Raw genomic sequence first — 23,977 nt, 5'->3', positions numbered from 1 at the left:
GCTGATCGTTATTAGAATTTCACAATTTCAGAAAAAGTAGGTTTTAAAGATGCTCCGCCTACCAAAGCGCCGTCGATATTATCCATGGCCATCAATTCCTTAACATTCCCGGGATTAACACTTCCCCCGTATTGAATCCGAACTTTGTCAGCAGCATCCTGGCCATACATTTTAGCAATCGTTTCTCTGACCCAGCCACAGGCTTCATTGGCTTCTTCTTTACTTGCCGTTTTACCAGTTCCAATGGCCCAGATCGGTTCATAAGCAACCACAACTTTGCTGATGTCATCAATATTTTTCAAGCCTGCTTCTATTTGGCCGACCACTTTTGCTTTGGCTTTACCGCTTTCCCGTTCTGCTAAGGTTTCCCCACAGCATACGATCGGGATGATTCCCAGGGACAGCGCTTTAATGGCTTTTTTATTGACGGCTTCGTCCGTTTCATTGAAAGTTTGCCGTCTTTCAGAATGACCGATAATGGCATATTTTACCCCAATGGCCGTTAGCATTTCTCCTGAAATTTCTCCGGTAAACGCGCCATTTTTTTCAAAATGCATATTCTGCGCCCCAATCCCCACATTTGAGTCTTTTGTCATTTCAACAGCCTTTTGAAGTCCTAAATAAGTTGGACAAAAGACGACTTCAGCCGCAGCGCCAGCTACTAAGGGCAATAACATATTAATTAAGGTTTCGGTTTCAGAAATGTCATTATTCATTTTCCAGTTTCCCGCAATAATTGGTTTTCGCATTTTTCTCTCCTTATTTATCTTGTAATATTTCAATCCCTGGTAATTTTTTTCCTTCAAGGAATTCCAAAGAAGCACCGCCACCAGTAGAGATATGACTCATCCCGTCTTCGTATCCTAATATTTTAACCGCCGCGGCCGAGTCTCCGCCCCCGATGATTGTAACCGCATCAGATTCTGACATCGCCTTAGCAACCGCTTCTGTGCCTTTGGCAAATGCCGGCATTTCAAATACCCCCATTGGGCCATTCCAAATCACTGTTTTGGCCGCAAGAATCGCTTTTATAAACGTTGCTGAGGTAACCGGACCGATGTCAAGGCCCATCGACTCCGGAGGAATCGTCGTCACATCCACAATTTTATGCGGTGAATCAGCGGCAAACGTCTCAGCGGCAACCACATCAACCGGCAACAGTAACTGCACGCCTTTTGACTTGGCTTTTGCCATCAATTCTTTCGCTAAATCGATTTTATCTTCTTCAAGCAGCGATTTTCCAACACCATAACCTTGGGCTTTCAAGAAAGTATAAGCCATCCCGCCACCGATGATGAGTGTATCCACCTTCTCCAACAGGTTATTGATTACGCCAATTTTATCCGAAACCTTAGAGCCTCCTAAAATAGCAACAAAAGGTCGGGCTGGCGCTTCCAGGGCTTTTCCCATAAAATCCAATTCTTTCTGAATCAGGAAACCGGATACTCCGGGAAGAATTTCCGCAATCCCGACGGTTGAAGCATGGGCCCGATGAGCAGTTCCGAATGCGTCGTTTACAAAGATATCGCCTAAATCTGCTAATTCTCTTGCAAATCCCAGATCGTTTTTCGTTTCTTCCGGCCGGAAACGAGTGTTTTGGAGCAAAAGAACGTCCCCGGGTTTCAGGGTTGAGGCGGCGGCAACGGTTATCGATCCGGTCACAACGGGATCATCATTAAAGATCACTTTCTTTTTCAATAATTCTGATAATTTTGCTGCTACCGGAGCCAATGAGTATTGGGGATCAGGCTTGTTATTCGGACGTCCCAAATGTGACATTAAAATAAGGGCGGCCCCGTGGTCCAAAATATAAGAGATGGTTGGCAAAGCGGCGACAATTCGGGTTTCATCCGTAATCTTTCCATTTTCATCCAACGGAACATTAAAATCAGCTCGCATTAAAACTTTTTTTCCTTTTAATTCGATATCTGCTACTGTTTTCTTACTCATATTTTTATCCTTTCGCTTAAACATTTGTTTATAAAGAATTTCAGTCCCCCATATTATGAGGAACTGAAAAGTTTTTGTGTTTTATGTTAATTTTTAGGTTGTCTTAAACTTGCGTTGCTACGAAACTAGCCAACCGTACTAATTGGGCTGTATAAGACATTTCATTATCATACCAGGAAATGATTTTAACCTGTTGTTTTCCGCCTTCAACATTCATTACTCTTGTTAACGTTGCATCGAATAATGATCCATAAGACATACCGATAATATCCGTCGATACAATTTGTTCTTCGTTGTAGCCTAACGTTTCATTTGCAGCGGCTTTTATGGCCGCATTGATTTCTTCAACCGTTACTTCTTTTTCAAGAACACAGGTTAAATCAACCAGAGAACCGGTAATAACCGGTACCCGCAGTGCAAAGCCGTCCAGTTTTCCGTTTAAAGCCGGCAAAACTTTTCCAACTGCAGCGGCAGCGCCGGTTGAGGTTGGAACAATATTCTGAGCCGCAGCACGGCCTCTTCTTAGATCTTTATGAGGACCATCAAGCGTTGACTGATCATTGGTATAGGCATGAACGGTTGTCATTAAACCACTGACAAGCCCAAAATTATCATTTAATACTTTAGCGACGGGAGCCAAGCAGTTTGTTGTGCAGGAAGCACCGCTGATAACTGTTTCTGTACCGTCAAGCACATTGTCATTAACATTGAAAACGATCATTTTTACATCACCTTTGGCAGGCGCCGAGATAATAACTTTTTTAGCGCCAGCTTTGATGTGTTTTTCGGCACCATCTTTAGTTGTAAAAAATCCGGTTGATTCGATAACAACGTCCACTCCGATTTTACCCCAAGGAAGATTTTCAGGATCTCTTTCTGCAAAAATCTTGATCACTTTTCCATCAACAACAATCGTATCGCCTTTTACGTCAATGGCATCTTCTTTGAATTTCCCCTGAGCACTATCATATTTCAATAGGTATGCTAATGTTTTTGCATCTGTTAAATCGTTGATCGCAACGATATCAAACGCAGGATTATCCGCCATTTTTCTAAACGCTAAACGACCAATTCTTCCAAAACCATTAATTGCTACTTTTACAGACATATTATCTGCCTCCTTAAAATATTGATTTATTTGATTAATCTATTACTCAGTCAGAATACGATTCATTTTGCATCTGACGTGGTTGATAATTTTTCAAGAATTTCTCTTGCGGCACTTTCATCCGTGATCAGGACAATATTGTCACGAATACGGCTGACTGCAATAATTGCCTCTGCTTTGTTAACGCCGCCAGCCACCGCGATGACATTCGGTATTCTTTTGAAATTTTCGATGCCCACACCAATGGTACTGGAAGGTGAAACAACTTCCCCATTGATATTAAAATAATGGCCAAAAGCCTCGGCAACGGCGCCTTTTTCCAATAGTTTTTGTTTGTCAGCCGCGTTTATGTTGCGCCAATCCGCCAACACATCCGCACGACCCAATCCAAAAATAAAAATATCGATTTCTTCCATCTTATCGAAAACTCTTTTTATTTCCGGATAATCTTTTAGGGCATCCAGCAAGCGCTGATCAATATTGTCCGGCAAATGCAACAGTTCATAATTTGAATGTAATTTTAATCCCATTTCAGCCACGACATTATTCGCCTGAGTCGAATGGCTTTTGCCAATTCCGCCCCGAGCGGGAATAACATAGACATCCGGATAAAAAGCTTCCCGCATTTCATCGGCGACTGCGGCCGTACAGCTTCCGCCGGTAAGCGCCAGGGTATCTTTATATTTCATGACGGATAATACGTATTTTGCACCTGAACGCCCCATAAATCGCAGCACTTCATAATTCATATCCATATCTCCGGGACAAATGATCACTCGTTTTAAATTGAGCTTATCCATGAGTTCTTTTTCTAATTGTTCCAGGCCATTATAGGCGTAAAGCAGACTCTTGAGCTTGAGCAGTGCTTCTTCTCCCGCTTTGGTAATGACCACGCCTTGTCGCTCAACTGAGACCAGCTTTTGTTTTTGAAAAAAGTCGATTTCGTTTCGCACTTGCCGTTCACTCATATCCAAAACAAAGGCAAGATTTCGCCGACCAATAGGTTGCTCACTGCTGATCGTTGACAAAATATTGTAACGCATTTCAATGAGGCGATTAACCTCCGGCGCAACAAGCTCCTGGAGCTCGATAACTTCCTTGCTGATTTTTAATTGGTTTGTCACAGCATCACCTTTCCTTCAGATATGCATACTCGCTTTTGTCCCACTGGGACAAATTGATTATACCTTATCTTAGAAAGAATGACAAGTTAAAAATAGATCACTGAAAATGTCCAATCCGAATATTCGATATTTTTATCATCGGTATTCTTTTCGTTTTGATGATGGCTGAATCATCAAGGCTTCCCGATATTTAGCGACCGTTCGTCTGGCGACATCCAGATTCTGCGCTTTCAGTATTTCCGAAATCTTTTGATCGCTCAATGGCTTCTTCTTGTCTTCCGCCTCAATCATTTCTTTAATAAAACGTTTGATAACATCGGATGAACGATCCTCCTCACCCTGGGTGAAGCCCCGTTTAAAAAAGAACTTTAAAGCAAAGGTGCCCTTCGGAGTTTGGATATACTTCCCGTGAATGGCACGGCTCACCGTGGATTCGTGCACATCAACCAGCTCGGCAATTGTTTTGAGTGTCAGCGGCCGCAAATTTTCAACGCCTTCAAAAAAGAAATCACATTGATACTCCGCAATCGCCTGAATCACTTTTTTTATCGTGTCCCGGCGTTGTTCGATGCTCCTAATAAGAAAAGCGGCGCTGTCCAATTTTTTTTCAATGTACACACGTGTTTCATCATTTTTTTTAGAAGTTTTCAGTAAACTTTTGTAGTAACCATTTATTTTTAGCCGCGGCGCGCAAACATCATTGATCTTGACCACCAGTTCCCCTTCAACTATTTCAATGCTCCCATCCGGGATAACATAGGAAACCCCTTCAGAGCACGAAAACTTCCGACCCGGTTTGGGTTCCAGGGTTTTGATGATTTCCTTAAATTCATAAACTTCTTCAACCAAAAGGCCGGTTGCCTGAGCAATGCGCTTAAATTGATTATCGGCAAACTCGGCGAGATAGTTCTTGATAATATCGAGATAGACTTCGTCATCTTCATATCCCATCTGATGCAACTGAATGAGCAGACATTCTTCAACGTCCCGGGCGCCAACCCCAACCGGATCAAATCCTTGAATGATTTCCACCAATTTGCCAATCATCTCTTCATCCACTTCAAGAATCGCTCGGATATAATTATCAGCAATAATCAGATAACCGTTATCATCGATACAGTCGATTAGATATTCTCCAACAAATTTTTCCTTATCACTGAGTGTTTGGGCCACCAAGCTAAATTGGAAATGCAGATATTCATTGAGTGTTTGCACCTGCGACGAGTATTTTTCAAAACCGTACTCTTCTTCTGTATCAGGGTTGCTTTGTGTCTGTCCGCGATATTCAGAACTTTCCATACTCTGGAAATACTCATCCCATCGAACATCTTCTTTTGACGGAACTTCTTCCGGCCGGACTTCTTCTTTAACCGGTTCTTCATTTATCGGAACTACTTCTTTTATAGCATTCTCATTAAATTCTATAACCGGATTTTCCATAATTTCCTTTTCAATGAGGCTGTTTAATTCGATTGCCGTTAATTGAAGAATTTCAATGGACTGCCTCATTTCCTGAGTCAAAATTAATTTTTGGGTTTGATTTATATTTAAATCAAATTTTAAATTCATCATTTTTACCGCCTGATTTTTTTGCTATTCACCATTACTGATTAATCTTTACAAAACACAACGAACTGTGGCATCATCACATCTTATATTTACACTTAATTAAAAGATATAAACGCTCTTTACCGAATTTTTCAATAAAAAAATAAGACTGGATGCTCTCCAGTCTTCATCATACCATGATCTACTTAAGTTCTTCAATAAATTTAATTACATTAACAGCAGCGATCGCCCCATCGGCTGTCGCTGTCACCACTTGTCGCAGCGATTTTCTACGCACGTCCCCGGCTGCAAAAATCCCCGAAATATTCGTACGCATGTCTTCATCCGTTATCAAATAATCCCTGGCATCCCGTTCGAGAGAACCCACAAATGGTTCCATATTTGGTTTTTGACCAACAAAGACAAATACGCCGTCGACTGGTACTACTGATGTTTCCCCAGTCTTGACATTTTTAACAACGATGCCTTCAACTAAACCATTTCCCTTAATCTCCTCAACGACTGAATCGAGAATGAGGCTGATTTTTTCATTGTCTTTAATTCGCTGCTGCAAAATCTTCGCCCCTCTAAGCTCGTCGCGGCGATGAATAATCACAACTTCTTTGGCATATTTTGTCAAGTATAATGATTCTTCCAAGGCTGTATCACCACCGCCAAGGACCGCGACTTTTAAGCCTTTGAAAAAATTTGCATCACAGGTAGCACAGTAGGATACACCCATTCCTCTTAATTCTCTTTCGCCTTTGCAGCCAATCATTTTTGGTTCTGCCCCGGTCGCCACAATCAGGGTTTGCGTTTCCAGACTTCCTGAATCCGTTTCAATCGCAAAACCATTTAGCGTTATGCTGAAGGACTGATAAGTTCGCGTGGAAAATTCCACTCCAAATTCCTCGCATTGTTCACGCATCCGTTCGGTCAGACTTGGCCCGGTACTGTTTGGCGGCGATCCCGGATAATTCTCGATGTCCCAGCTTGTGGCAATCTGTCCGCCGATGCCGCCTTTTTCAATAATCAATACTTTAAGTGCGCCACGTGCGGCATAGAGCCCTGCAGCCAAACCAGCCGGACCAGCCCCGATAATAATTGTATCATAACTCATCTAAACACCTCATTTATAATTTTTCGCAATTAACTATTTCAGTTACCAGTATTTAAACATGATTCTTAGCAATGTTGCTATTCGAAACAAATTCCTCAATCTCTTTTTCAGAGTCTTTAATCAATTCTTTTTTATATTCATCATATTTATTTTCTTTGACAATTTCCAAAGAACGTGTTTCCAATTTTAAATTTTTAACCACTTCAATTTGAATATCGATTTTTTCAGTGATTTCGTCGATCCTTTTTACCACAACTTTAATCTGTTCTGTTAAAAAAGACATATAGTGAATGTATACCTGGCAAGCCGTCGGCGTAATGGACGCCGCCATATCCCGTTCATAGTTCAACCGGCATTTTTCCTGCTGGTCTTCCAGATCCAGCATTTTATCCATTTCATCACTTAACTGTCTGGTGAGCCCTCCCATTATCATCATTTCATTCTCTAAATTCTGATCCTTATAGGAAAGGAGCTTTCCCAGCTGAAATTGAAACTTTTTCATAAGACAGCCTTCTTCATTAATTCATTACTTTCCTCGAACCTGCACTTTTCGTTAACGCGTTGCTGTAAAAAGCCATTGATCCCATCAATCTTTTTGATGGCAACATCAAGCGCCGGATTACTGCCGCTCTTATAAGCACCGATACTGACCAGATCGTAATTGGTATCATAAGTTGACATCATATTTCGCATTTTAGAGGCCGCTTCCAATTGATCCTTATCCGCAATATTGGACATCAGTCTGCTGACACTGCTTAAAACATCAATAGCGGGGTAATGATTTCGGGCCGCAATTTTTCGGGATAACACGATATGTCCGTCAATGATCCCGCGCACCGTATCGGCTACCGGCTCATTCATATCATCACCTTCAACCAAAACCGTATAAATACCGGTAATTGAGCCGGTTTCAAAATTCCCGCTGCGTTCAAGAAGCTTTGGCATCATGGCATAAATTGAGGGTGTATAGCCTCTGGCAACCGGAGGCTCCCCGGTCGCTAACCCGATTTCCCGCTGCGCCATGGCGAATCGGGTTAACGAGTCCATCATCAACAGCACATCATTGCCCTGATCTTTAAAATATTCCGCAATGGTGGTGGCGGTTAAAGCACATTTCATCCGCTGCATCGGCGGCTGATCCGAGGTGGCGACCACCAGTACCGATCTTTCCAAGCCCTCTTTGCCGAGGTCGTTTTCCAGAAACTGGCGAACTTCCCGGCCTCTTTCGCCCACCAAAGCAATGACATTGACCTGGGTTTTGACATTTCTGGCAATCATGCCCATCAGCGTGCTTTTGCCAACCCCGCTTCCGGCAAAGATTCCCATTCTCTGGCCTTTTCCAATGGTCAGCAAACCATCAATGGCCTTCACTCCGAATTCCAGGATTTCTTCAATTGGCGGTCTTGAAAGAGGATTGGAACCCGTACTTTGAATATCATAAGGAACACAATTTTCAATCGGTCCTTCTCCATCAATGGGTTCCCCTAAAGCATTGACAACTCTGCCAATCATATTCTCAGACACACCGATCTTAAGCGACGACCCGGTGGGTTCGACAATATTGCCAAAACTAATCCCTTCCGCCTCTTCATAGGGCATCAACAAAACCTTATTTCCGCGAAAGCCAACCACTTCCGCCAAAATAAAATTCTCTGCTTTCGAATCGAATATTTTGCACAAATCGCCAATGCTGCATTCCGGTCCGACGGATTCGATCATCATTCCGACAACTTTTTCGATTTTTCCAAAATAATGATACGTTTCAGCTCTGTGAATTGCTTTGCAAATCCTTGACCTATCCATTTAAAGCCTCCCAGTTAAAAACTTTGTTCAATCGCTTTATCCAGTTGCTCCAACTGTACCGGCAAACTCATATCAATCACGGCATCATCGGTTTCCACCATTATTTTATCATCATCTTTTAACATAATGACCTTTGTTTTATTGGCTAATTTCTTGATCTTTTCAGCAATTTCCCGGTTTATATGAAAATCCAGAGTCTTTTGGTTTTCTGATAAATAAATTTTCAGATTTTCTTCATCGCCGTGAATCACTTCATCAAAAATCTTCAGAAAAACCGCTTCGTCTTCCTGAACCTGTTGTCTCATAATTTTTTTTGAAATTTCAAAAGCAATTGCCAACAAATCTTCTTCCTGATTTTCAAGGGCTGTCTGTCGCTCCAGATTCAGGCAGTCAACAACTTCCCGGATTTCCTGGAGTCCCACCTCCGTCACCGCTGTTGCCGACAGCAGTCCTTCCTGCTGCCCTTCCCGGATACCCTGTAAATGACCGGCCTCATAACCGGCCGCATAGCCCTCACTGTACCCCTGCTCCTGAGATTTTTGTTTAATCTCCTGGCTGCTTTTTATGGCATTTTTCATAAGCTCATTTGCGGCCTGCAAAGCTTCGGCATTTTGTTCAAACTCCGCTTCATTCTGATTAAGCTCCTGAGTTTGATTGGTTTGCTGCCGAATATTGTTTTTCTCTTCAAAACTGTTTTGCGAGGGTGTTTTTAAAGTAATATTTTCCTGTGTAACCCATTTAGCCTTAACAATACTAGACAATGATTTCGTCCTTTCCGCCCTTGGAAGTAACAATTTCGCCTTCTTCTTCCAGTCGTCTGATTACTGATACAATCTTCTGCTGAGCTTCTTCAACATCACGTACTCTGACATTATGCAGGTATTCCATTTCACTCTTAACGGTATCGCCCATACGTTGGGACATGTTTTCAAAAATAATATCGGAAACGCCTTTATTCGCGCCTTTAAGAGCAATCGACATTTCTTTTGTATCGATTTCCTGGAGGAATCGCTGAATTGACATCGGATCCAGAATAACGATATCTTCAAATACAAACATTCGTTTTCTAATTTCTTCAGAAAGTTTCGCATCATTTTTACTAAGTTCATCAAAGATATATTTTTCAGTGCCCCGATCAATGTTATTCATAATTTCAGCAATATAATTAATACCACCAACTTCAAGCAGATCAAAGGATACCACGGATTCAAATTTCCGCTCCAGGATGGTTTCCACCTGTCTGATGATTTCCGGTGAAGTTCGATCCATTCTGGCAATCCGCTCCACCACATCCACACGAAAGCTTTTCGGCAATTCCGCAATAATCGCCGATGCCTGATCGGCTCTTGCATAAGACAAAATTAAAGCAATCGTCTGAGGATGTTCACTGACGATCATATTCATCAGATTCTTGTAATCGGCTTTTCGAATAAATTCAAAGGCCTTGGTCCGCAAGGTTTTGGTGACCCGCTCTAAAAGGGCCCCCCCCTGCTGGACTCCGAAAGCCTTTTCAAGGACATTTCTGGCGTAGGTGACGCCACCCTCAACATATACCTTTTGGGCCACACAAAGGCCGTAAAATTCATCTATTACCTGATCTGCGACATCCGGAGGAATACTACCCTGTCGGGTAATCTCATAGGTTAATATTTCAATTTCATCTTCAGTTAAATGTTTATATATACTGGAAGCTATGTCTTCCCCAAGGGCAATGACTACTTGGGCTGCTTTTTGCCGCGGTTTTAAGCCTTCATCCATATTCATCGACATCCTTTGTTTAGCACTTTTTTATTCCTCATTTTTTAACCATGATTTAAACAGCTGCGCTGCAATTTCCGGATTCGTTTGGGCAAAATCTTTGACTTTTTCTTTTTTGTCATCCTTCAACGGCTGAATCGTCTCAATTGGAGGAAGTCCGTCAGCTGCCAATGCACCAAACAATTCGTCTGTAGCAGCATCCTCACCGGGACCAAAAGACGCTTCAAAACCTTTACCTTTGGCTTTCTTTTTCTTTCTACCCCGAGTCGCAACAAACAGCAGAATTAAAAGCAATAACAGCACGCCGCCGGCAATGGCTCCGAAAATAAGCAACCGGTCCGTGGTCAGAAAACTCCCTGTTTGAGTTTGAACGTTATCCGCTTGAGCCGCAAATGCGAAACTCCGAATGGTGATATTTGCCGGTGCCACCCCAGAAGCAGATGATATTAATTGGACAAGATTCGCCTGTTCTGTGGCATTTAAAGCATTACCATCAAGCGCAATCCCGATCGAAACTGTCTCAATGGTTGGATCTGTCTTTTCAGTTTGGGTTACTTCCTGGCTCACCGAGTACGTTTTATCTTGTGTAATTCCAGTAACCGCACCACCGCTGGCGGTCGCATTATTGGCATAAGTTGTGACATCAGTATTGCCAGTTGTCCCGGCAACCCCCCCAGTTGTCGAGGTACCGCCGGTAATATCCAGACTGGAAGATTCCTGATTGGTAACGCCGGTATTATTTCCGTTTGCTGAAGGACTATAAGCAGTCGTTTCTTTTTTTGAAGTATCAGTGTTGAGAGTTGCGGTTACCGAAATTTTATATTTCGACGGATCGTAAGGGCCAGCCAAAACATTGTTCACTTTTTGCTTAATATTATTTTCAATCTCATTGGTCAATTTAATTTTCGAAGTACCACCCATCAGAGATGAAGCACTATCGATCAAATCATTGCCTTCGCCATCCGTTAAGGCGATGTTATCCTTAGAAAGCCCGGATACCGATTTCGCTACCAAATTTTGAATTCCTAAAACCTGACTTTCAGATAATGTGGAGCCGGTATTCATCGTAACAATTACAGAAGCCGTGGTACTTTGATCATCCTTTAGATAAAAGACACTTTCAGTTGGAACCGCAATCGTGACAACGGCGTCTTTGACACCCTCCAACGTTTTTATACTCGCTCCAATTCGCTCCTGCAACTGCATATTTTCATATTGCTTTCTTTCATAATCAGTGGAAAGCATGCTGCTGTTATCCTTAATAACGTAATAACTCAAACCATTTTTAGGATAACCCGCTGTCGCTAATTGCATTCTGACAGAGGCCTCATCACCTTCCGGCACCGTAATATTTCCGCTGGCGTCGAGTTTTACATCGACTGATGTGCCTGAAAGGGCGCCCATGATTTCAGTGGTTTCTGCCTGGGTTAGATTCTCAAAAAGTGGTACATAAGTCTTATTATTTAAGATCGCTGTTACGGTGAAAGACGCAATCAAAATAAGGGCAATCGCTCCCAAAGCCAATAGCTTGGCTTTCTTTGAAGTACCGGTCCACAACGTCTTTATTTTATTTAAAAAGCTTTTTATCTGTTCATTCATTCTGTTTTTTCTTCCATCTAAATAAATTTGAAGTTGTCATAACTTATTAATCCCGCACAGCAAAAACTGTGGAGACCCTCATTAATTTGAACTATTCGAGCCGTCTCCACAATTTTAATTAAATATTTAAATAAAATTTCCGTCAAAATTACAGACTCGTACTCATGACTGCTGAATAAGCATCCAGTGCTTTGTTTCGAAGCTGAACCATGGTTTGCAATGCAACATCCGCTTTTGCCGAATTAATCATCATGGTCGACGGATCATCCATATTTCCAATCGATAAATTATAGGCATCCACCTTTGTCTGTGCCTCGGTTTGTTCAACATTGTCCATCATACCCTGCAATGTATCTTTAAAACTATTTGTCGATCCGGTGGTTTCAGTCGTTGCTGACGCGCCACCCAGGCTGTTGCTGATTGAACTAATACTACTGCTGCCACCAATAATCGAATCCATAGGAACAATAAACATATTAACCATTCTCCTTTTTATTTACCAATTTCTAAAGCTTTTAACGCAATCGCCTTGGTGGCATTAAAAGCGGTTACATTCGCTTCATACGCCCGGCTTGCTCCCATTGCATCGACCATTTCCTGGCTCGTATTCACATTGGGATACATCACATATCCTTGTGCGTTTGCATCCGGATGGGTCGGGTCATAAACCGGTACCAGAGCGGAGGGATCTTCCACCACCGCATCCACCTGAACGCCTTCTCTTTGCGTTCCAACCGCCGAACTAAGTGCATCCTGAAAAGTACCGGTGTCCACCGTATTGACGCTGCTGAGCACGGTCATCTGACGACGGTAGGGAGTGCCCGCTTCCGTTCTGGTAACCTGGGCATTGGCTATATTTTGAGAAATAATATCCAGCCTAAACTTCTGTGCAGTCATACCGGATCCTGAAATATTTAAAGAACTCATAAAACTCATTGCTGTTATTTTCCTCCGCTAATCGCATATTTTAAACGTGAATAAGAATTACTGATACCTTGAACTAAATAATAGTACTGCAGCTGGGTCTTGGTCATGTCAATATTTTCAGATTCGATATCAACATTATTTTGATCCAATTTACTTGACGACGCTCTGGTATTTACACTAACTTTGGCATTCTCAATTGCATTAACACTTTTCGCCGAACTTGAATTTCCCTGAAGTGTTTGCATGGCCGAATTCAATGAATCTTCAAAATTTACCTCAACTGATTTGTATCCAGGTGTTTCAGAGTTGGCAATGTTATTACTGATTGCTTTTTGTCGCTGCCATGTACCATCTAATGCCTTTTGATACAATGCCGATGTGATCGAATCTCCTATCATTTTTTCCTCCTTATTCCCGTTTGAAAAATATCTAAAGGTTTCTTAACCAAACTTCTTCTCTTCTATTCTGCTATTTTCATTCTTTTATTTCAAATAAATTAACCATATTTAACTGTACCATATCTTTAAATTATTTGAATATATTATTCATAGCCATTCCATTTATATAACATTCATATATTATCATAAATATCTCATAACGACAAATAAATTAACGGTTAATTAAGATACTTAACCAATTATATTTTATCCAACTCAAAAAAGCAACTGAATTTCAGTTGCTGAGGTTTCAAACCAGCTTTCTAAACCTGATGTTTATCTGGCTGTGTCTATTATTCTTTATTTCTTGACATCCATAAAGGTGCCATAGTTTTGGATCGTATTGGTTCCATAATTCGCAATTTTTTGATTGGTATGATTTATTTTTAAACCTTGCATGGTCTTTTTCTGTTCCTCTTGAATCTGCTTGATCACGTCCTGATCTATTTCCGAAATAAGTTTGATCAAATCATCAATTTTCTTTTTCTGCTCCTGAGAGCACAAATTTTGGCTGTTTTTCTCTTCAAAGCTTATTTCCAAATTCTGCAATTTTTTAATTAAATCATCCCGTTTTTCTAAAATCCCGGCAATCGATTCCCAGTCTTTTAAACTACTTAGCAACTCTTCACTTTTCGAAACATATTCTTTCAAAATCCGAATTTTCGCCCGGCAGAATTCATTAACATCATCATTCATTGCTTACAGCCTCCGCGGGTTTTGAGAACTGGTTATACTATTCGCTTCCTTAAAAGAATCTTTAAGTTCATTGATCATTGGCAAAATATCATTCATTAATTTAGTATCCCGCCTGGCATTGGCTTCTCCCAGCTTTTCATACATAAACCCATACAATTGCTCCAGCTCGATTGAGATCGGATATTGCATATCCAGGGAACCAGTCAATGAAGAAATAATCTTTTGACATTTTGCAACACAATTGAAGGCTTTCACATATTCTTGACGTTCATTTAAAATAATCGCCATCTTCAGCTGTTTGGAAGCTTCTTCGTAAAGTTTCACAACCACATCGCCCTTGGATAAAGCTTCTAAAGAAAGCCGTTTGGTTTCCTGATAAGCATTAGCATATTGCATTACAATTCCTCCTTTCTATTTATTATGAGCCTGATGAAAATGATGTAATCATTGCGCTTTGAGAGTTCAATGATTCCATCGCTGTTTCCAACGCTGTAAATTTACTCCAATAATGATCATGCTCTTTTGTTAATGCTGTATTCATGTCTTTAATCTCTTTTTTAGATCTGGTAATCGTTTCGGAAATGCTATTTTGGGTATCTGATGTTGTGTCTGCATAGCCTGCCAGTTCCACAAGACTCCCCCGCGAGCCCTCTGCCCCGGAAGTCTTTATCGCTCCGGTGATGACGCTATCCAGCTGATTGGCAATACCGGTTGTACCGGTTGTAAAAAGGGCTTTAATCGAGCTTGAGCTCAAAGTACTTAATGCCGTATCCAATTTATCTGAATCGATTGTAAGTTTACCCTTTTGGTCAACACCAGCCGAGGAAATTCCCATATTGTAAAGCGTAATCCCACCCTTTACACCGGCGCTGTACATAATTGACTGCATCTTGGAAGTGATCGATTTTAAGGTGTTGTCCTGAGCTAACAGCCCTACTTTCGCTTTTTTTTCCCAGGCTGTGATGGCCGATTCGCTCATATCCGCTTTTTGATCAGTCGTCAGTGGCTGGTAATCCTTATCCGGTGTTTCATTAATTAACCCATTCATCGAACTAATTAAAGTATTATAATCGGTGACAAAATTCGTGATTGTCGTTTTTAATGCACTGGTATCCTCTTTTAATGAAATTTTGCTTTCATCCGTTGCGGTGTTCAATAAACTAATTTTCACGCCTTCAATGGTGAAATCATTTGATGATCGGGTAATGTCCTGATTGTTAACCGTTAACGTAGCATACTGCCCGGCAGTCGTCGTTGCACCCGTAGCGGTCGTCAAACGAAAAGCCGCAAACAAACCATCCGTATCAGTAACTCTAATGTTATCGCCGCTGCCACCGTTGTTGGCTGTCAGAGTTAAACTGTCTGAAGTCGACGAGTATGCCATTTTTACACCGGCATCGCTGGCATTGATACTGTCCATAATTGAAGATAAGCTATCGGTTGAGCTAAATTTAAAATCGACGGAATTAATCGAAAATGAATATGAATCCCCCGTTAGCGGAGTTTTCAGTTTCAGATCTGCCAACGTGGCCGTCGTCTTGATTTTGTCCGTCTGGCCATCAGTCAACCCCAAAGCCGTCAAGGTGTCTTTATCTGAATTGAGCGCATTCACGGTCAGCTGAGAACCAGCAGCAGCAAAGGTTAAGTTACCATCCGTAGAAAGGGTCGCTTTAACCACTGATGAACTGTTGCTTGTCCCAAAAACTTCGTCCATTTTGCTTTGCATTGCACTTAGAAACGTTGCTTGAGTTGCTCCGGTTCCGCCGGCATTGCTGACAAATGTATCGTCGAAGGTTACCGTCTTAACCGTGCCGTCCAATGTCATCTTGATCGATTTGCCGGTAAGCGCAGAAACCAGCGAACTGACATCTGAATCCGTATAGGCTGTTAATGATGTGCTGCTCTTTAATCCATCGGAGACTTCACCACTTTTTATCGTTTCATTCTTAGCCAGCTGGGTTATTTTATTAATCGTTAGACTGCCGGCAATTGCATTGCTTGTGGCCGTGGCCGAAACATTTAGGGAAGTCGTCGAAGCCTTTACGGTATTGTATGCTGACGTACTGGTGAGATTCGTACCGGACAAAACATCCAAATATTTACTCTGAAAATCTTTCAATTCTGTTGTAACATCACGATATGCGGTCTGCTGCCATCCCAATTTGTCGACTTTTTGCTGTGCTTTTGAAATTTTCGTTCGGCTCGCCAGTGTCAAACCATCTACAATGGTGTCCGTATCCAGACCAGAAACCAGTCCGCCGATGCCTGTTGATGTTGATAATGACGATGAAGCTTTTGTTGACGATGACGATGATGATAATGAGCTGATCGTTGCCATATTAATCCCTCCAAACTATATTTATTCGATTCTTTCTTTTCGTTATTGTTAATATCGTCTTTTTCCAGAAATACTTTAGTATTCTTTTTGATAGATAGACGGCTGAACGTATTTAAATGGGTGCTCAATAGAAGCCAGCGACTCGCTTTGACCAATAAAGAAATAGCCGCCCGGCATTAAGGCATCGTAAAATTTTCGTACCACTTCATTTTTTGTCGGTTTGTCAAAATAGATCATAACATTGCGACAAAAGATTGCCTGAAAAGGTTTCTTAAACTGAAATTTCGATAATAAGTTGAAATTTCGATAGGCAACCCCTTTCCGCAAAGCATCTGAAACACTCATACAGTCATCGTCATAATCCACGAAGTATTTTTTTTTCCAATCCAACGGTATTTTCGAAAGTTCTTCTTTCGTATAAATGCCTGATTTTGCAATCGATAATACCTTATCAGAAATATCAGAAGCTAAAATCGTGCTGTCCCATGAGCTTAGTCTGCCACTAAAATAATCGCGCGTAATGATCGAGAGGGTATAAGGTTCCTGGCCTGAAGAACAACCGGCACTCCAGACCCGTAAATCTTTAGATTTTGTTGTATCCTCTATCCAGGGCAGAACATTTTTTTTATAAAAATCGAAATGCTCGCTTTCTCTTAAAAAGTAGGTATGATTCGTCGTCAATTTGTTGATCAGCACCGTCGCTTCATCATTTTTTTTATCACTTTTCACATAATTCAAATAATCCATATAATTTTCATATCCGAGTTGCGCAATATGATTGCCCAATCGGCCTTCGATCAGGTGTCTTTTTTTTCGCAAATCAACACCATAATTAGAATGTATATAAGAGGTGATGGCTGTAAATTCATCTTCTTTTAACTTAATCATTTCTTAACACCTCTTCCTCATTAATATCGTTCCAAAATACTGGGAATATCAACGATTAAACTAATGCTGCCATTTCCCAGAATCGTGCACCCCGCAATGCCAGAATCTTTTACCGAATAGCGATTTAAATATTTGGGTATTGGTTTAACAACAATCTGATGTTTTTGAATCAGGTCATCCATAAACAGGCACGCAAAAGTTTCTCCGGAATCCACCAGCATCAACGTTCCATCCTCAATAGTGGTTTCACATTTTCCAGCGTTAAAGATGTCGTGTAAACGAATCAGCGGATAACATACACCACGGATCATGACCATTTCATTTTTATCCGGATCTTTAATCAGCTGTTTAGATGTTATTTTAAAGGACTCGCGGATATTACTGATCGGGATTTCATAAAGGCTGTCACCCACCTGAATCTCCATTCCCGAAATAATAGACAAGGTAAGGGGTATTTTTAAGAAAGTATTGGTACCGGATCCTTTTTCGCTTTCAATCGAAATGGAACCGCCAACCTTTTCAATATTCCGTTTAACCACATCCATCCCCACACCACGGCCTGAGAGCTCGGTTACGACACTGTTCGTCGAGAAACCCGGAGCCATGATTAGATTCAGAATTTCTTTTTCGGTATATTCTTCCTCTGGTTTTGTCAGCAGATTTTTTTCTTTCGCTTTTTTCAGCAGTACCGCCGGATCCAGGCCCTTGCCGTCATCACTGACCGAAATGACAATATCTCCGCCAACGCTTTGGGCTGACAGAATAACCTTGCCGACCGGGTTTTTTCCCGCGGCGATTCGATCTTCCCGGCTTTCGATTCCATGATCCATGGAATTTCTGACTAAATGCATGAGTGGATCAGTGATCCCATCGATAATTGTTTTATCCACTTCAGTGGTTTCACCCATGGTAATAAACTCCACATCTTTTGAGAGCTTCTTACCGGTATCTCGAACGATCCGCTTCATTTTTTTGAACGTTCCGGCAATGGGAACCATGCGGATGGACATAACGATGTCCTGGAGTTCATCCGTTAGTTTCTGCAGCTGCGTGGACGATTTTTCAAAGCTTTCATCCCGCTCGCCCTCCGGATGTACACTCCCGAAAACCATGGATTCGGTAATAACGATCTCTCCGATTAAATTCATCAGGGTATCCAGTTTATTTAAATCGACACTGATTAAATTCTGGACATTGTTGTTTTGTTTGACTATATTTTGTTCCTTGCTTTTTTCAGGCAGCGCCGTTTCATTTGAGGTTATCTGCTCTTCTGGTTCAGCCTTTTTGGGTTCGGCATCTTCCTCTGGAAAAAAGTCGATAAATTCCAACGTTTTTACCGATAAAATACTCTTTGCCGTACTGATAATGGCCTCTTTGTCGGCATTGGTCAGAAATTTGCAGAAAAAACCATTTCTTAAAATAATGCTTGCCGCCTCGGGGTTGTTGTTCAATACTTTGGGAATGGTTTCGATTACTTTCCCGATCGATTCCAATTTGTTTACCAGCATAAATGCCCGGATATTTTCCATCTGGCAGTCTTCGGTAAAGCATGTGTGTAAATTATAAAGTATTCCTTCTCCTGATGTCTCCAGCTCTGCTGCTGCTGGCAATTCTTCTTCCAGGTCAATCGAAACAGCATCATCAGTTTTCTGGTGATCAGCAATTGTTTTATCCTGAGGTGCTCCTTTGATGCGATTAAGGAATGCTTCCGTCTCTTCAATAAGCTCCTCGTTTTCATCAAGCAAATCTTCGTTGTTTTGAATTTTTTCAACTTCGCCTCTTAAGAAACTTGAAAATTTTAGAACCAAATCCATTAAATCTTCAAAATCTTCTGCTTTTATACCTTCATCTCTGATAACAAAAAATAAATCCTCTAATTTATGAGAGGAATGAGTCATTGCCTCAAATTCCATCATCGCTGAAGACCCTTTTATGGTATGCATAATACGAAAGATTTCATTAATATCTTCCGGTATTAATTCCGCATTGTCTTCAGATTGAAGTAATATTTCCTCTAATTGATCAAGCAGCGTTTCCGATTCAAAAATATACATTTCTAAAATTGAATCATTTCCAGAATCATAATTACTCATTGTAACCATCCTTTATCTATAATGAATTTTTCGTACCAACAATATTATATCGCCTTTTTGTGTTAAATCCACTTTTTTTTACAAATCCTGATTATTTATCATTCCATTACTTTATTCTCTTTTTATTATATCGTCAAATCAGTCAAAAAGGTTAGTCAATTTTATAAAATTGTCAAATCTCTTAAATTAAATCCACTTCGGCTTGAAATGTTTGCTTAAATTTAAATGATAAAGTATAATCTTAACTAACAAATAAGTTGAAGGGAGCCTCAATATGGACAGTATCAAAATTACCTCGACCGTTCAATCACCTAAAACGAACGATATAACCAGCAAACCAATCATCCCCGGTGATGCCATTTTTAATCTTAACAATACCGACATCAGCATTAAGACCCCTGAGACTTCCGACAACCTGCAACAGGAGAGTTTCAGAGATACCTTATTTCAGAATTTACAAAAGGAAATCTTAAAGCCCTTATTGAACAGTACCTCTGCCGAGGCCGATTCGCTGCGAAAGTTTATCCTGATCGCGCAGCTTTTTGATGGCTCAATCGACGCTATTCCTAAAGAAATGCTTGATGGCATCTTTATCAATTCTCAGGATTTGTTAAGTGCGCTGTTAACCCAGGATAAAACGGAAACAATCTTTAAAGGAACGTTTTTCGACAGTCTTCGATCCTTATCCAAGCTGGATGGCTATCCCCAGTTAAAAGAAGCCATTGTGTCAATCCTCAGGCATTATGATGCCTATGTAAACCGCAACCAAACCCTAAAGGGCATTTTTATCGAAACAAGCCGTTTACTGATGACCCTCCCGACCAAAGAGAAAGCGCTGTTGGCACAGGAATTGACTAAACTGGAATCAGCCTTAACCGGCAACAAAACCCCAGCCCCAAGCGACCAAAAGCTGGTCGATTTAAAAACCATTTTAGGCGGGAAAAATCAAACAAGTCCTGAACTTCAAAAACTGATCGATTTAAAAGCTGCCCAGTCCGGGAAGAACCTCACGAATCAATTGGAAAGAATAGAAACAGCTTTAAACGGAAAAGGCCAGGATTTTCAAGCGATTCAAAAGCTGCTGAAAAACGAAATCATTCCGGCATTGCGGCAAATTTTAAACTCTCAATCTTTTAGCGACAAAACCTATCAATCCATTTCCACCATTATTGATCATATTGTCCGGTACGATAAAGGCGATCCGGAGCAGCTGGAAGCATCGGTCTTGAAATTCGCCCAGGCTTTGAAGCCTTTGTCCAATTTGACCGATACTGAAATAGTCGACATGAAAAAGCAACTTTTTTTTCATGCCAAAGAAGCTGAAATTCTGTCTGATCGAATCAATTCGACCACCCAAGATCCCCAAGACAGAGACAAGGTCGAGCTGGCTCACTTAATTGAAAAAGCCTTGGATGACTCCAACTCAACTAAAATTATCAATTCAGCGCAAAATCTTTTAGAAACTATTATCCGAAACGAAAGCCCGATCTTCAACCTAATGCATTTTCTGATCCCGCTGCGTTTTCTGGATGCCAATACTTATGGCGAGTTCTTTGTTGACAAAGACCCTGCTGAGAAAGATGGCAGCCAAACAAATTCAGAAACTGCAACAGATATCTTTTTTACCATTCAAACCGACAAATACGGAAATTTTGAAGTTGAACTTTCGGCAAGAGATAAAAGCATCAATTTGAACATCAATTGTCCGCCCACTTTGGTTGATACCATCAACAGCAGCAAAGACAAACTTAAATCGATTGTCGAGGAACAGGGTTACAAACTGGCTTCCTGTGGCATTGCAGAGTATGTGGAAAGCCAGAGCATTCTCCAGCGTTATCCCAAATTGGCTTTCAGAAAGGTAGGCATCGATGTCACCGTCTAAAAAGAAAAAAACAGTTCCCCATAAGGAACTGCCGGAAAAAGAAAAAACATTAAGAGTATCGGCCTTAAAATATGATCCCAAAAAGAGCAATGCCCCGGTGATCGTTGCCGCTGGCACTGGTTTTGTGGCCCAGAATATCTTAAATGTGGCTGAAAAAAACGGTATTCCCGTCTACCATGATGACAGCGCTGCTACCCTTCTTTCCAAGCTGGAAATGGGTCAGGAAGTCCCCCCGGAACTGTTCCAGATTGTGGTGAATATTTATATCTCGCTGCTTAATTTGGCTGAAGGGAATGAGTTTAGTGATAAGGTGTTTAAATAGAAAGTTATAAGATCCGACGCTGATCACTACATTATCATTTTTAAAATCTCTAAAAAGTTGCAAAACTATCATTTAGTGGAAGAGCTTAACAACTTAATATTTTAGCCCAAATAATTTACACCATTCTAAATCCCCTAAAATTGCTATCTTTTTTATGATACAGATTTTCTAATATTTCGCTATTTCTTTCCTTTATATTATTAATATAATTATTTAGCAACATACTATTCGCCCAAAACAAGCACTCATAAAACTCGTCATCTGTCATATCTGTTAAATTACACGTTAACAAATCTGAATTTCTATGCTTGTTTTCATAGAAATCTTCTATATCTTTTATCAATCCCTTCTCAATGGCCAAATTATACAAATCTGTCCCTGGATAAGGAGTCACTGGTCGTATTGTTCTTAATTGTGCATGATCATCATATTTCAATAAAAATTCAACATCTTTTTCGATTACTGCTCTATTCTCCTTTAAATTTCCAAATATTATATTTAAGCCTGGACTTATACCCGCTAGCTCAGTATTTTCTATACCCTTAATTATCATCTCTGTTGTTAAATTTTTATGCATCAATTTCAAACAATTATTATCCATCGATTCAATTCCATAGTTGATGAATACACAACCTGCCTTTTTCATGAGCTTAAGCATTTCAAGATCTTTACTTGCAAAGTTCAATCTTCCATTACAAGACCAATGAATATCTACATTTTCATCAATAAGACCATTACAAAATTCATACATTCTGGAAATTGAAGACATTAAAAGTTCATCCCAGAAACTGATGAAAGTAACCATATATTGTTTTTTTAGGAACAATATTTCATCAATTAGCCCTTTTGTTGATCTTGGTCTAAACCCTTTATCCAGTCGATAACAAAAGTTACATTTAAATGGACAACCTCGACCACTGAGCATCACCATATTTCTATCTTTTCTTTTCATTTTTGGGGCCGGATATAAAACATATTGTTCCATATCAAATAAATCATATGCCGGCCAAGCAATCTCATCAATGTTCTTGATTGGTTCTCGTCTCTCTGTTTCAATATAAAATGCATTTTCATCAATATATGCAATGCTTTTTATGTCATTAAAATCTTTTTTTCCTTTTTCCAATCCGTTAATTAGCTCTACTGTGGTCCCTTCACCCTCACCAATTACAATAAAGTCTGCTTGAAATTTTCTTAAAAAATACTCTGGTTCAGGTGATGGAAGATGCCCCCCTAATATTAGTATCGGTCTATCTTTAGAATTATTTATTGCTTTTACATTATTCTTAATAACATCGTATTGATAATAACCACCACAGGCACCTAATCCAATGATGTCGAAATGATTATTATCTAAATATTCGGTTAAGTGTTCTATTGGATAATGGTATATATCTTGTTGATAAATTTCAACGTCATGCCCACTATTTCTTATAGCCGCGGCCAGATAACCCAAACCTAATGGGAAATATGCAATACTGTTATCATTATCATACGAAACTAATAATATTTTCATTTAAACAAACTCCTTTTATAATTTTTTCTATTAATAAATTAAACCAGATAGTTTTTTTATTTAGAAAATAAGATGTTTTATCTTATTTTCTAAATATACTTATGTTCTCAAGAATATTTAGTAAATATTGTCTCTAACTATTTTAAAATCAAGTTGTTTATTGTACAAGTATTCTGCAATTACCTGCATCAATTCAAAATCATTCTCATTATCCAAATCTAAAATTCCAGTATCTAACATTTTAATAACATCACATTTTCCTTCAAAAATTCCTTTGCCACTCTCAAGGAATACTGGTGAATATGCATATAAGGATGCATTCATATCAAATATCTCTGGTGCTTCCTGCCTTGCATTAAAAGATGACTTTATAACACGTTCATAGCCATTTTCTGTTTTCTTAACCATGTTGAAATATGGATTTCTTCTTGCCTCCGTTACTGAGAATATCACATCAGCATCGGAATTCAACTTCTTTTGTATTAGATTATTAATATCCTTCACAGTTCTTAATGGAGATGTGATATCCAAATCAACAACCATATCGTAGTTGATTGAATTTCTAACTTTCATCACCTCTAAACAATTTAGAATAACTGCAACTTTTGAGGTATTATCCAAGGCCAAAAACGGATCTCTATTAATTATTTCAACTTCAAAATTTAATTGTTCTTTAAACATTTTTATAAGATCCATACTATCAGTGTTTAATACAATGTCACAATGGATATCAGGATTCTCTCTTTTATATAATTCAATTGCTGAAACTGTATATAATGGCAAAGGATAGCCCAAAAAATCTTTTGTATTTTTGTTTCTAATTCCTTTCGATCCAGCTCTTCCACATATTGTAAATAAGATATCCATA

General features: G+C 40.0%; 23 protein-coding genes. 2 read left to right on the top strand and 21 right to left on the bottom strand.

What is annotated here, in order from left to right; genetic code table 11:
- Positions 1-11 precede the first annotated feature (11 nt).
- From tpiA to FZC41_RS12355, 19 genes are all read right to left on the bottom strand, one after another.
- Positions 12-749 carry a triose-phosphate isomerase gene (tpiA, locus tag FZC41_RS12445; RefSeq protein ID WP_148567735.1) on the bottom strand — a complete coding sequence of 246 codons (738 nt, stop codon included), beginning with the start codon at positions 747-749 and terminating at the stop codon, positions 12-14.
- Between the two features lie 10 nt (positions 750-759).
- Positions 760-1,950, bottom strand: coding sequence for a phosphoglycerate kinase (locus FZC41_RS12440; RefSeq protein ID WP_148567734.1), 1,191 nt, complete (start codon positions 1,948-1,950; stop codon positions 760-762).
- 103 nt (positions 1,951-2,053) lie between these two features.
- Positions 2,054-3,058: a type I glyceraldehyde-3-phosphate dehydrogenase gene (gap, locus tag FZC41_RS12435; RefSeq protein WP_148567733.1), complete on the bottom strand. Its 1,005-nt coding sequence runs from the start codon at positions 3,056-3,058 to the stop codon at positions 2,054-2,056.
- A 62-nt stretch (positions 3,059-3,120) separates the two neighbouring features.
- Complete coding sequence (locus FZC41_RS12430; RefSeq protein WP_148567732.1) at positions 3,121-4,182, bottom strand: sugar-binding transcriptional regulator; 1,062 nt, start codon at positions 4,180-4,182, stop codon at positions 3,121-3,123.
- A 135-nt stretch (positions 4,183-4,317) separates the two neighbouring features.
- Entirely contained in the window at positions 4,318-5,754 is a 1,437-nt protein-coding gene (gene rpoN, locus FZC41_RS12425) for an RNA polymerase factor sigma-54 (protein WP_243136714.1), read from the bottom strand.
- A 178-nt stretch (positions 5,755-5,932) separates the two neighbouring features.
- Entirely contained in the window at positions 5,933-6,850 is a 918-nt protein-coding gene (gene trxB / locus FZC41_RS12420) for a thioredoxin-disulfide reductase (RefSeq protein ID WP_148567731.1), read from the bottom strand.
- Positions 6,851-6,902: 52 nt separating this feature from the next.
- On the bottom strand, positions 6,903-7,352 hold the full coding sequence (locus FZC41_RS12415; protein WP_148567730.1) for a hypothetical protein: 450 nt from the start codon (positions 7,350-7,352) through the stop codon (positions 6,903-6,905).
- Positions 7,349-8,653: a flagellar protein export ATPase FliI gene (fliI, locus tag FZC41_RS12410; RefSeq protein ID WP_148567729.1), complete on the bottom strand. Its 1,305-nt coding sequence runs from the start codon at positions 8,651-8,653 to the stop codon at positions 7,349-7,351. The genes FZC41_RS12415 and fliI overlap by 4 nt, the downstream gene beginning before the upstream one ends.
- Positions 8,654-8,667: 14 nt before the next feature.
- Positions 8,668-9,414: a FliH/SctL family protein gene (locus tag FZC41_RS12405; protein ID WP_148567728.1), complete on the bottom strand. Its 747-nt coding sequence runs from the start codon at positions 9,412-9,414 to the stop codon at positions 8,668-8,670.
- On the bottom strand, positions 9,407-10,411 hold the full coding sequence (gene fliG / locus FZC41_RS12400) for a flagellar motor switch protein FliG (protein WP_420797219.1): 1,005 nt from the start codon (positions 10,409-10,411) through the stop codon (positions 9,407-9,409). The genes FZC41_RS12405 and fliG overlap by 8 nt, the downstream gene beginning before the upstream one ends.
- A 30-nt stretch (positions 10,412-10,441) precedes the next feature.
- Complete coding sequence (gene fliF, locus FZC41_RS12395; RefSeq protein ID WP_148567726.1) at positions 10,442-12,010, bottom strand: flagellar basal-body MS-ring/collar protein FliF; 1,569 nt, start codon at positions 12,008-12,010, stop codon at positions 10,442-10,444.
- Between the two features lie 148 nt (positions 12,011-12,158).
- Positions 12,159-12,485 (bottom strand): flagellar hook-basal body complex protein FliE, encoded by a 327-nt coding sequence (fliE, locus tag FZC41_RS12390; protein ID WP_170253979.1) that lies wholly within the window; start codon positions 12,483-12,485, stop codon positions 12,159-12,161.
- A 17-nt stretch (positions 12,486-12,502) separates the two neighbouring features.
- Complete coding sequence (flgC, locus tag FZC41_RS12385) at positions 12,503-12,946, bottom strand: flagellar basal body rod protein FlgC (protein WP_148567724.1); 444 nt, start codon at positions 12,944-12,946, stop codon at positions 12,503-12,505.
- A gap of 5 nt (positions 12,947-12,951) precedes the next feature.
- Complete coding sequence (flgB, locus tag FZC41_RS12380; RefSeq protein ID WP_148567723.1) at positions 12,952-13,335, bottom strand: flagellar basal body rod protein FlgB; 384 nt, start codon at positions 13,333-13,335, stop codon at positions 12,952-12,954.
- Positions 13,336-13,674: 339 nt separating this feature from the next.
- Positions 13,675-14,070 (bottom strand): hypothetical protein, encoded by a 396-nt coding sequence (locus FZC41_RS12375; RefSeq protein ID WP_148567722.1) that lies wholly within the window; start codon positions 14,068-14,070, stop codon positions 13,675-13,677.
- 3 nt (positions 14,071-14,073) lie between these two features.
- The gene (locus FZC41_RS12370; RefSeq protein WP_148567721.1) at positions 14,074-14,466 is read right to left on the bottom strand and encodes a flagellar export chaperone FliS; all 393 of its coding nucleotides are present in this window, start codon (positions 14,464-14,466) and stop codon (positions 14,074-14,076) included.
- A gap of 22 nt (positions 14,467-14,488) precedes the next feature.
- Positions 14,489-16,408, bottom strand: a complete 1,920-nt coding sequence (gene fliD, locus FZC41_RS12365) for a flagellar filament capping protein FliD (RefSeq protein WP_148567720.1) — start codon at positions 16,406-16,408, stop codon at positions 14,489-14,491.
- 75 nt (positions 16,409-16,483) lie between these two features.
- A complete protein-coding gene (locus FZC41_RS12360; protein ID WP_148567719.1) occupies positions 16,484-17,296 on the bottom strand; it encodes a CheR family methyltransferase in 813 nt (270 codons plus the stop codon).
- A gap of 20 nt (positions 17,297-17,316) precedes the next feature.
- Entirely contained in the window at positions 17,317-19,389 is a 2,073-nt protein-coding gene (locus FZC41_RS12355) for a chemotaxis protein CheA (RefSeq protein WP_148567718.1), read from the bottom strand.
- Between the two features lie 274 nt (positions 19,390-19,663).
- Here FZC41_RS12355 and FZC41_RS12350 point away from each other — a divergent pair, with 274 nt between their 5' ends.
- Complete coding sequence (locus FZC41_RS12350; protein ID WP_148567717.1) at positions 19,664-21,271, top strand: hypothetical protein; 1,608 nt, start codon at positions 19,664-19,666, stop codon at positions 21,269-21,271.
- Positions 21,258-21,593, top strand: a complete 336-nt coding sequence (locus tag FZC41_RS12345) for an EscU/YscU/HrcU family type III secretion system export apparatus switch protein (protein WP_148567716.1) — start codon at positions 21,258-21,260, stop codon at positions 21,591-21,593. The genes FZC41_RS12350 and FZC41_RS12345 overlap by 14 nt, the downstream gene beginning before the upstream one ends.
- 115 nt (positions 21,594-21,708) lie before the next feature.
- Here the strand turns inward: FZC41_RS12345 and FZC41_RS12340 are convergent, their stop codons facing one another.
- Positions 21,709-23,109 (bottom strand): B12-binding domain-containing radical SAM protein, encoded by a 1,401-nt coding sequence (locus FZC41_RS12340; RefSeq protein ID WP_148567715.1) that lies wholly within the window; start codon positions 23,107-23,109, stop codon positions 21,709-21,711.
- Positions 23,110-23,226: 117 nt separating this feature from the next.
- Entirely contained in the window at positions 23,227-23,976 is a 750-nt protein-coding gene (locus FZC41_RS12335; RefSeq protein WP_148567714.1) for an acylneuraminate cytidylyltransferase family protein, read from the bottom strand.
- Position 23,977: the final 1 nt, after the last annotated feature.

The organism is Acetobacterium paludosum (genome assembly GCF_008086595.1).
Lineage (GTDB): Bacteria > Bacillota > Clostridia > Eubacteriales > Eubacteriaceae > Acetobacterium > Acetobacterium paludosum.
The sequence above is the reverse complement of the archived record's forward strand: the minus strand, read 5'-3'. Positions and strand labels throughout refer to the sequence as shown.

Bases quoted from the DNA above. Each gene is read 5' to 3' on its own strand.
- FZC41_RS12340 (WP_148567715.1), bottom strand. From the start codon at position 23,109: ATGAAAATATTATTAGTTTCGTATGATAATGATAACAGTATTGCATAT.
- flgC (WP_148567724.1), bottom strand. From the start codon at position 12,946: ATGAGTTTTATGAGTTCTTTAAATATTTCAGGATCCGGTATGACTGCA.
- tpiA (WP_148567735.1), bottom strand. From the start codon at position 749: ATGCGAAAACCAATTATTGCGGGAAACTGGAAAATGAATAATGACATT.
- flgB (WP_148567723.1), bottom strand. From the start codon at position 13,335: ATGATAGGAGATTCGATCACATCGGCATTGTATCAAAAGGCATTAGAT.
- FZC41_RS12350 (WP_148567717.1), top strand. From the start codon at position 19,664: ATGGACAGTATCAAAATTACCTCGACCGTTCAATCACCTAAAACGAAC.
- FZC41_RS12370 (WP_148567721.1), bottom strand. From the start codon at position 14,466: ATGCAATATGCTAATGCTTATCAGGAAACCAAACGGCTTTCTTTAGAA.
- FZC41_RS12375 (WP_148567722.1), bottom strand. From the start codon at position 14,070: ATGAATGATGATGTTAATGAATTCTGCCGGGCGAAAATTCGGATTTTG.
- FZC41_RS12360 (WP_148567719.1), bottom strand. From the start codon at position 17,296: ATGATTAAGTTAAAAGAAGATGAATTTACAGCCATCACCTCTTATATA.
- fliE (WP_170253979.1), bottom strand. From the start codon at position 12,485: ATGTTTATTGTTCCTATGGATTCGATTATTGGTGGCAGCAGTAGTATT.
- fliI (WP_148567729.1), bottom strand. From the start codon at position 8,653: ATGGATAGGTCAAGGATTTGCAAAGCAATTCACAGAGCTGAAACGTAT.
- FZC41_RS12335 (WP_148567714.1), bottom strand. From the start codon at position 23,976: ATGGATATCTTATTTACAATATGTGGAAGAGCTGGATCGAAAGGAATT.
- fliD (WP_148567720.1), bottom strand. From the start codon at position 16,408: ATGGCAACGATCAGCTCATTATCATCATCGTCATCGTCAACAAAAGCT.
- gap (WP_148567733.1), bottom strand. From the start codon at position 3,058: ATGTCTGTAAAAGTAGCAATTAATGGTTTTGGAAGAATTGGTCGTTTA.
- FZC41_RS12345 (WP_148567716.1), top strand. From the start codon at position 21,258: ATGTCACCGTCTAAAAAGAAAAAAACAGTTCCCCATAAGGAACTGCCG.
- FZC41_RS12440 (WP_148567734.1), bottom strand. From the start codon at position 1,950: ATGAGTAAGAAAACAGTAGCAGATATCGAATTAAAAGGAAAAAAAGTT.
- trxB (WP_148567731.1), bottom strand. From the start codon at position 6,850: ATGAGTTATGATACAATTATTATCGGGGCTGGTCCGGCTGGTTTGGCT.
- rpoN (WP_243136714.1), bottom strand. From the start codon at position 5,754: ATGATGAATTTAAAATTTGATTTAAATATAAATCAAACCCAAAAATTA.
- FZC41_RS12415 (WP_148567730.1), bottom strand. From the start codon at position 7,352: ATGAAAAAGTTTCAATTTCAGCTGGGAAAGCTCCTTTCCTATAAGGAT.
- FZC41_RS12355 (WP_148567718.1), bottom strand. From the start codon at position 19,389: ATGAGTAATTATGATTCTGGAAATGATTCAATTTTAGAAATGTATATT.
- fliF (WP_148567726.1), bottom strand. From the start codon at position 12,010: ATGAATGAACAGATAAAAAGCTTTTTAAATAAAATAAAGACGTTGTGG.
- fliG (WP_420797219.1), bottom strand. From the start codon at position 10,411: ATGGATGAAGGCTTAAAACCGCGGCAAAAAGCAGCCCAAGTAGTCATT.